1 protein-coding gene is annotated in these 301 nt (G+C 62.5%); it reads right to left on the bottom strand.

Annotated features, from left to right (window positions below; genetic code table 11):
- On the bottom strand, positions 1 to 249 hold a 249-nt coding region (locus NE591_RS14390), incomplete at its 3' end, for a hypothetical protein (RefSeq protein WP_256156997.1).
- Positions 250 to 301: the final 52 nt, after the last annotated feature.

Raw genomic sequence — 301 nt, 5'->3', positions numbered from 1 at the left:
CGAGCCCCGATCCCGAAAAGAGCGAGACGGCGGCCAGCACCACGAGGATGTGGGCGCATATTCATTGCCCGGCATGACAACGGTGCGCTCCGCCCGCACGAAGACGTTGCGCCGAGATTCCTCGGAAGCTACGCGGCGCACGAGGGAGAGAATGTCCTCCTCTGCCAGTTCAAGGGAAAATGCCCGGCAGGCCTCGCTTTCGGCGCTGTGGGCCTCATCCACCACCCAATAGCGGATGGGCGGGAGCAAGCCTCCGTCAGCAGCAAGATCGCAGAATAGGAGACTGTGATTGGTAACGACG

Origin of the sequence: Adlercreutzia sp. DFI.6.23, assembly GCF_024462535.1 — a bacterium.
Classification (GTDB): Bacteria; Actinomycetota; Coriobacteriia; order Coriobacteriales; family Eggerthellaceae; genus Adlercreutzia; species Adlercreutzia rubneri.
Note: the sequence above shows the minus strand (reverse complement) of the source record. Positions and strands in the feature narration are given on the sequence as shown.